Raw genomic sequence first — 8,177 nt, 5'->3', positions numbered from 1 at the left:
GGATAAGCACTCGGTTAAGCAAGTGCTCTTTAATAAGGTTTGGGGAACCTTTTTAATCTGTAGATAGGGACTCGCCTTTGCGAGTTTTCTTTTAATCACGGGACTTGGAGCTTTTTATTTAGAATTAAACTAGAAAATTTTACTATTTTTTGTTATGATAGATGGGATACAAGGAGGAAGTAGATGACATTAGAAGAAATCAGACAGGAAATTGATCAAGTTGATGATGCAATCGTTGCCCTGTTGGAGCAACGCATGAATCTGGTTGGCCAAGTCGTGGCTTTAAAGAAATTAACAGGCACAGCTGTCTTGGATAGCAAGAGAGAAGATGTGATTTTTGCCAGAGTGGCGGATAAGGTTGAAAACAAAGACTATAAGGAAACTGTTGTTGCGACCTTTTCTGACATTTTAAAACGTTCGCGTGAATTTCAGAATAAAAAGCTCTAATGAAAGAAGTACAGAACTCGATAGCTGTGGCTTTATCTGCGATGGCAGGCGGTTGGATACGTTATCAAGTAGCACTCATATCAGTTTTTGATGATTCATTTCCGCTAGGTACCTTACTGGTCAATTATTTGGGAACTTTTTTGCTGGTCTATATCATCAAGGGCTATCTTAGCAGTAAAGTTAAGTCTCAGCGCCTAATTCTAGGGCTTTCGACTGGTTTTTGCGGAGGTTTGACGACTTTTTCTGGTCTTCTGCTAGACAGTATCAAACTAGCAGATTCAGGGCGCTATATGGAGCTTCTTATCTATCTAGTTTTAAGTGTAGGTGGCGGCCTTGCAATCGCCCTATGGGCTGGAAAGCAGGTGAAGCCATGATGTGGGCGATACTAATCTGCTGCGGCGCTGGTTCTCTTGTGCGTTATGTTTTCTCCAAGGTCAATAGCAGAGCATATCTGCCGATTGGGACTTTATTGGCAAACATTCTAGGTGCTTTTCTAATTGGTTATTTTTATAATCATATAGAAGACAAGCAGTTTTATGTGATTTTGGCAACAGGCTTCTGTGGTGGACTGACAACCTTTTCCACTTTGAATGCTGAGTTGGCAGAGCTCTTTTCTGAGAGAAAGAAATTTGTTCTCTATTTGGCTTTGACCTATATCCTCGGATTTTTAGCGATTCTTTTGGGAATTTTCATTTAAACATCTTTACATTTTTAGAAATTTTGATATAATATAGTTTGTGCCTAATGGAAGCACAAAAAACGGCTAATCCGCTGCGGTCTTGAACCTTAAGATTAGTAAGATAGGAGTAGAAAAAATGAATCCATTAATCCAAAGCTTGACTGAAGGTCAACTTCGTACTGACATCCCTGCATTCCGTCCTGGTGACACTGTTCGTGTTCACGCGAAAGTTGTCGAAGGAACTCGCGAACGTATCCAGATTTTTGAAGGTGTGGTTATCGCTCGTAAAGGTGCTGGTATCTCAGAAACTTACACCGTTCGTAAGATTTCTAACGGTATCGGTGTTGAACGTACTTTCCCAATCCACACTCCACGTGTTGACAAGATTGAAGTCGTTCGTTACGGTAAAGTCCGTCGTGCTAAATTGTACTACCTTCGTGCATTGCAAGGTAAGGCAGCGCGTATCAAAGAAATTCGCCGTTAATCTTAGAAAGACTCTGTCGTTGGGCAGAGTTTTTCTCTAAGTCCCCTTAGTTCAATGGATATAACAACTCCCTCCTAAGGAGTAGTTGCTGGTTCGATTCCGGCAGGGGACATTCTAAAAGCCTGTCTAAGGCTTTTTTCAATACTCTCAGGAGGAAAAGAGATGGGTTGTCATTTTCTCTTGATCCTGACTGAGTCGTTAACGTCAGTTTTGGACGGAGTATTTAGAATATTAAATAAAGAAAGAATAGTCCCTATCGAAAGTCTCACGATAGGGATTATTTAGTGTAGTATTTTAAATCTTAAGATAGAAATAACTATTCCTACTCTTCTACTGCCTAATACTCCATAGTAAATAATTAAAAAAGCGTTGCATTTTTAGTTGAGTTTTTTTGGATTTAGTTATAAAATAGATTTAATATAATAATCTCTTCTTTGGGGTAGATAAGGTAAATTATGATATTAGCACATAAAGATAACAGAGGGAATAAACAATCTCTAGAAAAACATTCTTTTAACGTTGCTGTTCAAGCAAGGGAAAGTGCACAAGTTATTGAGCAAGGAGACATTTTGTTTTTATTAGGATTGTTTCATGATTTAGGCAAGGCGAGTATAGCTTTTCAAGATAAGTTAGAAAAGCATCCTAACAAACATGTTGATCATTCATCTGCTGGAGCTAGCTATCTCTTTCAGAAAATACAAACTTGTTTAAAACAATCAAGTATTCCTTTAGCAGACAGGGTGCTTTTTCAAGAAATCAGTGCCTATGTTATTTCAGCTCACCACGGTATGTATGACATTCTTCTAGAAGATGAAGGAGTTCAAGCTGAGCAATTTGCATTCAATAAATTAAGGCATAGAATGATAGAATGCATGAAGAATGATTCTTATCAAGAAGATATTCTAGTCTTTGCTCAGGAATTAGAAGATGAACTAAGTACTTTCGGTTACAAAGATTTAAACGATTTAATTGAGAAATCTTTTGCAAATTACCAGCAAGCTTGGTGTAAACTTAATTGGTCTGATGAAAGCGAGAAAGAATATTATAGTAGTTGTTTTATTCGGATGTATTTAGCTTTTTTGAAGAATGCAGATATTTTAGATACTATCAATGCTTATGGCTTACTCATTGAACCTTTAAAAGATGAAGAAAAACAAAAACTAAACGAGTCTTATCTTGAAGCTATTGAGCGAAAATATCGTAGCTTTAGTCATCCGACTACAAGTCTTAATGAAATTCGCTCACAAATTGGTGAGCGAGTTAAGAGTAGGGGTGAAAAAGATTCAACGGGAATATATCGTTTGGATCTGCCAACTGGCGCTGGAAAAACGAATCTTAGTATGAGATATGCCTTTCATCAGTTACTTGATCAAAATAAATCAAGATGTTTCTATATCACACCATTTTTATCTGTCCTGGAACAGAATGCTTCTGAAATTAGAAAAGTAATTGGCGAGGTAGGTGTCCTAGAGCACCATTCTAATGTTGTTAAACAGACTGCCGATAATGATGAAAAAGAAGCTGCAATGTCTGACTATCTAATTGAAAGTTGGGATAGTCAGACTGTTCTTACGTCAATGGTTCAATTTTTTCAAACTTTATTTAAAACTAAATCAGCAAATATCCGTCGTTTTTCCAGTTTAGCTAATAGTGTTTTGATTTTAGATGAAGTACAATCGTTGCCTATTGAGGTGACAACTTTATTTAATTTAACCATGAATTTCTTAAATAAAGTTATGAACACGACTATCATCTTATGTACAGCTACACAACCTGCTTATGATTCTACTGCAATTAAACATAAACTTTCTTATGGTGGAAAAAATGGTGAAGCTACTGATATAGTCGAGTTAACTCATGACGAAAAAGAAGTCTTTTCTAGAACAGAACTTAGAAAATTTGATGAAAATAATCAACATTCGAACCTGTCAGATTTAGTAGATTTTGTACTGGAAAATGACGAGTCTATTCTTGCGATTTTTAACACCAAGAAGACAGTTGATAAATTCTATATGATGCTTGAAGGATTGACTGATAGACCTATTTATCAACTTTCGACTAATATGTGTGCTCAGCACAGATTAGATATTATATCAGAAATTAAACAGCATCTAAAAAAGAGAATACCTATTATTTGTATTAGTACGCAACTAATTGAAGCTGGAGTTGACATTGATTTTAATCGCGTCATCAGATCTTATGCAGGAGTTGATTCAATTGTGCAAGCTAGTGGACGATGCAATCGTGAAGGTAAACGTGATAAAGGTCAAGTTACCTTAGTCAATCTTACCGCTGAAGAGGAAAATCTATCACGCTTGAAAGAAATAAAAGCTAAGAAAGACGCCACAGAGCATATTATCCATAAGATCTCATCGCCTATTGAAATGTCACTTTTAAATCGGGATTTTTTTGAATATTATTATGCTAATAATCAAGGTTCAATGGATTATCCTTTATCGCATGGTGAATCAGTTTACGATTATTTAAGTATAAATTCATATCAAGACAGAAATAATTTTAAAGGAAAGTTAAAACAAGCCTTTAAAACTGCTGGTTTGAAGATGAATTTAATAAACAATGACACAATAGGGGTGTTGGTTCCGTATGGAGACGCTATTGAGAAGTTGTTGGTTTTAGAAGAATTGTGTGAATATGATTACCCATCTGTTGAAGACTATCAAACAATAAAAGCCCTTTTAAAGGAATTGCAGCCCTTTACGGTAAACGTTCGTAAGCACGATCAAGTGCTTGAAGCGACAAAACCGTATTTGAATGGGCAAATTCAGATATTGTCAGATGGTTATTATAATGATAAAAAGGGGATCACCTTAGAGTCAGGAAGTTTCCTGATGTAAAAATTAAAAGAAAACAGGCCAACGAGAGTCAGTAGAGGACTTCGTTGACCTGTAATTCAGTATAAATAAGCACTAAATATAATTTCAATCCACATAGATAGCACTATGATGGCTAGATTATATCAAAATTGACTCATATAATCAACAGCTATATTATAAACACTAAATATAGAAAGAAAATAATTGACTTTTGAAGTTTCAAGTGCTAAGATAGGTTTATAGAATCACAGAAGGAGGTTTTAACCTTGTACAGATCAAGAAATTTCTATGCGAGAGTGCGTGGAGATCGAGCACTTTTTACGAATCCTGCAACTAAAGGTGGAAGCGAGAGATCATCGTACTCAGTTCCTACTAGACAAGCTCTGCAAGGCATAGTTGATAGTATTTATCACAAGCCGACTATCACAAATGTTGTTACTGAAGTTAAAGTCATCAATCAAATTCAGACAGAGCTACACGGCGTTCGTGCTTTGCTACATGATTATAGTGCAGATTTAAGCTACGTGTCCTATTTGAGTGATGTAGAGTACTTAGTAAAATTCCATTTCATTTGGAATGAGAATCGTGAAGATTTGATGCAAGATAGGCTACCTAAAAAGCATGAGGCTATTATGGAACGTTCTATTCGGAAAGGTGGTCGGCGACATATTTTCCTTGGTACGACGGAATGCTTTGGCTTAGTCGAAGAGATTAGTCAAGAAGAGTATGAGAACATCCCTTCTTACTACGATGGCGTTATTATTGATTTAGGCATCATGTTCCATTCTTTTGCTTATCCCAAAGACGAAACGACACCATTAAAATCTTATTTCACAAAAATAGTTATGGATAATGGGGTGATTAAGTTTAAGCCTCAGCCTGAGTGTGAAATTGTAAATACTTTGTCTAGTTATACCTTTAAGACACCTGGCCAAGTTAAGTCCGTTGATGATGAACTTAAGGAATACGATGCTATGGAGAAAGGAGAAGGCTAATGGATTTTTTTACTTCTCTCTTAAAAGCTTATGAAAAAGCAGAAGAAATTGGCTTAGTTGATCAACAAAATGGGGACAATCCTGTTTTGCTTCCACTTTATCATACTAGCTTGAAGTCAAATGGTAAAAATATTATTTCAGTTAAATTAGAACAGGATGGGAGTCTTTATAAAGCAGAAATCATGGATGCTGAGAATCAAACAATCATATTTCCTGTGACCTCAAATTCTGTAGCAAGATCTGGAAGCAATCCAGCTCCACATCCGCTTGTAGATAAGTTTTCTTATTATGTACCAGAGTTGAGTCAATCACAATATGATGATTTTCATAAACAATTAGCTAGTTGGATTACTTATTGTGAGGAAGGTGAAGTCAAGGATTTTTTGATGAAAATTCAGCAGTTTATTCTCCAAACAGATTTTCTAAGTAATATTCTTTACTCTTTATATGGCGAGCATTACCAAAGGGAGGGATTGAAAATCACCTATTCTGACTCTGATGGAAAAAACAAGACTGTTGATTTATCAGCTTATTTCTTAGAGTTTTCAATTGTACAATTTCATGGCTTTAAAGATGAATCAGTAACTAGCTACGAGGCATTGCATCAATCGTTTATTTCGTTTATAACAGCTAATCAAGATAATTTGGGAACATGTAATATCAGTGGACGAATGGAGCAAATTACTAATAAACATCGAGGATTGATGGGGAATGCTAAAATTATTTCAGTTAGTAATAAAGGAGAGGCCTACAAAGGCCGCTTTAAAGAGCGGGAAGATGTTTTTAGTGTTGGCTATGAAACTTCAGAAAAAATTCATTTAATGATTAAGTATCTTCTGGAAAATAAGAATAGTAGTACTTGGCTGGAATCGTCACAATATCTCATCAATTGGTTTAGTGATGATTTAGCGAATGAGAGCCAATTAGATATTGTTAAGCCAGCCTTTAATGATTTATTTGAAGATGATGAAGATGAAAAAGATAGTCTTGTTTTCATTAAACCGAACGAAGAAAACAAGAAAATAGGATCTTCGTTTTTTAAGGGGCGAAAATTGTTTGGCAATGATGCAACCTACTATGTTGCAATACTAAATAAAACAAGCAATGGTCGTATCGCTTTAAAATATTTCCGTCAGGTTCAAGTTTCCCAGTTATTGAAAAATATGGAAACTTGGCAGGAAAACTATTCTTGGGAGGCAAAAACTAAATCTGGGAATTATAAATTAAGGACGCCTACTTTTAATGATATTATTAATGTTGCCTACGGTGTTGACAGAGAACGTTATTTGGAATTAGACAATGACAGTTTTAAGAGCGAACAATATCAGCAATTAGTAACAGCTTTGATTGATGGAAGAACAATACCAAATACTATTGTTAAAAAATTAGAAGATAACATTAAACAAAGACAGAAGTATTCTAAGAACTGGTATCAAGTACAACAAGTTAGTTTAGCAATTTTACACAAACAATATGGGAGGGAGTTCACACCAATGTTAGACCATCAAGAAACAGATCGTTCTTACCTATTTGGACGCTTACTTGCAATTTATGAGCTGTTCGAGGCGCAGCGCTATGCTCTAGATGGCAGCAGCCAAGAACGCATCACGAATGCTGAGCGTTACTGGAATGCTTATACTGGCCAACCAGCCAAGATGATGAATCATTTAGAAAATAAAATTAAGCCCTATGAGCAAGTTTTGAAATTGAATAGAACTGGTATTTGGCATAAATTGGAGAAAGAAAGAAAAGAAATTATTCAACTTTTGACCCCATTATATGCTAATAAAGAGTTTACACAACCTTTAGATTATAAATTTATCTTTGGCTACTATGCTGAAAAACAATTTTACTACACTAAACAAACTAAAGAAAACGAGGGATAAGATATGTTGGAACACAAAATTGATTTTATGGTGACGATTGAGGTACGTGAGGCAAATGCAAATGGCGATCCTTTATCTGGTAATATGCCAAGAACAGATGCTAAGGGTCATGGATTGATTTCAGATGTGGCCATTAAACGTAAAATTAGAAATCGTATGCAAGATTTTGGTTGTCCTACTTTTGTACAGGCAGGTGATCGCATTGAGGACGAGTTTCGTTCGCTTGAAAAACGTTTTTCTAATCAATTCACTTCAAAAGATTCAGATGCAGAAATTGAAGAAAAAGCTAATCAATTATGGCTGGATGTGCGTTCTTTCGGTCAAGTATTTACCTATTTAAAAAAGTCAATCGGTGTTCGTGGTCCAGTTTCTCTGAATATGGCTAAATCCTTGGAACCAATTGTGATTTCCAGTCTACAGATTACTAGAAGTACCAACGGTATGGAAGCAAAAAATGAAAGTGGTCGTTCGTCAGACACCATGGGAACTAAGCATTTTGTTGATTATGGTATCTATCTCATCAAAGGTTCGATTAATCCGAATTTTGCTGAAAAAACAGGATTTTCTGATGAAGATGCTGAGGTAATTAAGAAAGCACTTATCAGTCTGTTTGAAAACGATGCGTCATCCGCTCGTCCTGAAGGTTCTATGCGAGTAAGGGAAGTCTTCTGGTTTACACATTCTAATAAGTTGGGAAATGTTTCCAGTGCTCGTGTTTTTGATTTGTTTGAATTTGACAAAGAAAAACAGGATAAGGATAGTTATGAAGACTATGCTATCCATCTTAATCAAGAGAAATTGGCAGAATATGAAACTAAAGGATTGAAAGTTGATATCTTAGAAGGACTGTAA

Annotated in this window: 8 protein-coding genes and 1 tRNA gene; all 9 read left to right on the top strand. The window is 35.7% G+C overall.

All coding sequences use genetic code 11. The features are described from left to right. Nucleotides 1-183 precede the first annotated feature (183 nt). Nucleotides 184-447, top strand: coding sequence for a chorismate mutase (locus HMPREF9389_RS02450; RefSeq protein ID WP_002930629.1), 264 nt, complete (start codon nucleotides 184-186; stop codon nucleotides 445-447). Further along, on the top strand, nucleotides 447-821 hold the full coding sequence (gene crcB, locus HMPREF9389_RS02455; protein ID WP_002930627.1) for a fluoride efflux transporter CrcB: 375 nt from the start codon (nucleotides 447-449) through the stop codon (nucleotides 819-821). Before HMPREF9389_RS02450 ends, crcB (HMPREF9389_RS02455) begins: the two co-directional genes overlap by 1 nt. After that, nucleotides 818-1,144: a fluoride efflux transporter CrcB gene (gene crcB / locus HMPREF9389_RS02460; protein WP_002930625.1), complete on the top strand. Its 327-nt coding sequence runs from the start codon at nucleotides 818-820 to the stop codon at nucleotides 1,142-1,144. The genes crcB (HMPREF9389_RS02455) and crcB (HMPREF9389_RS02460) overlap by 4 nt, the downstream gene beginning before the upstream one ends. Before the next feature lie 118 nt (nucleotides 1,145-1,262). After that, nucleotides 1,263-1,610: a 50S ribosomal protein L19 gene (rplS, locus tag HMPREF9389_RS02465; RefSeq protein ID WP_009660455.1), complete on the top strand. Its 348-nt coding sequence runs from the start codon at nucleotides 1,263-1,265 to the stop codon at nucleotides 1,608-1,610. 40 nt (nucleotides 1,611-1,650) lie between these two features. Beyond that, nucleotides 1,651-1,722: transfer RNA gene (locus tag HMPREF9389_RS02470), tRNA-Arg, on the top strand. Between the two features lie 343 nt (nucleotides 1,723-2,065). Continuing rightward, nucleotides 2,066-4,465, top strand: a complete 2,400-nt coding sequence (locus HMPREF9389_RS02475) for a CRISPR-associated helicase/endonuclease Cas3 (protein ID WP_002930623.1) — start codon at nucleotides 2,066-2,068, stop codon at nucleotides 4,463-4,465. 245 nt (nucleotides 4,466-4,710) lie between these two features. Next, nucleotides 4,711-5,439 (top strand): type I-C CRISPR-associated protein Cas5c, encoded by a 729-nt coding sequence (gene cas5c, locus HMPREF9389_RS02480; protein WP_002930620.1) that lies wholly within the window; start codon nucleotides 4,711-4,713, stop codon nucleotides 5,437-5,439. Further along, nucleotides 5,439-7,325 carry a type I-C CRISPR-associated protein Cas8c/Csd1 gene (gene cas8c / locus HMPREF9389_RS02485; protein WP_002930618.1) on the top strand — a complete coding sequence of 629 codons (1,887 nt, stop codon included), beginning with the start codon at nucleotides 5,439-5,441 and terminating at the stop codon, nucleotides 7,323-7,325. The genes cas5c and cas8c overlap by 1 nt, the downstream gene beginning before the upstream one ends. Nucleotides 7,326-7,328: 3 nt before the next feature. Further along, entirely contained in the window at nucleotides 7,329-8,177 is an 849-nt protein-coding gene (gene cas7c / locus HMPREF9389_RS02490) for a type I-C CRISPR-associated protein Cas7/Csd2 (RefSeq protein ID WP_002930616.1), read from the top strand.

The sequence above is a fragment of the Streptococcus sanguinis SK355 genome (assembly GCF_000212855.1).
GTDB lineage: Bacteria > Bacillota > Bacilli > Lactobacillales > Streptococcaceae > Streptococcus > Streptococcus sanguinis_A.
This window is presented reverse-complemented; position numbering and strand designations above follow the sequence as displayed.

What these genes read in the sequence shown, in the direction of transcription:
- rplS (WP_009660455.1), top strand. Translation starts at nt 1,263, where the DNA reads ATGAATCCATTAATCCAAAGCTTGACTGAAGGTCAACTTCGTACTGAC.
- cas8c (WP_002930618.1), top strand. Translation starts at nt 5,439, where the DNA reads ATGGATTTTTTTACTTCTCTCTTAAAAGCTTATGAAAAAGCAGAAGAA.
- crcB (WP_002930625.1), top strand. Translation starts at nt 818, where the DNA reads ATGATGTGGGCGATACTAATCTGCTGCGGCGCTGGTTCTCTTGTGCGT.
- cas7c (WP_002930616.1), top strand. Translation starts at nt 7,329, where the DNA reads ATGTTGGAACACAAAATTGATTTTATGGTGACGATTGAGGTACGTGAG.
- HMPREF9389_RS02450 (WP_002930629.1), top strand. Translation starts at nt 184, where the DNA reads ATGACATTAGAAGAAATCAGACAGGAAATTGATCAAGTTGATGATGCA.
- crcB (WP_002930627.1), top strand. Translation starts at nt 447, where the DNA reads ATGAAAGAAGTACAGAACTCGATAGCTGTGGCTTTATCTGCGATGGCA.
- HMPREF9389_RS02475 (WP_002930623.1), top strand. Translation starts at nt 2,066, where the DNA reads ATGATATTAGCACATAAAGATAACAGAGGGAATAAACAATCTCTAGAA.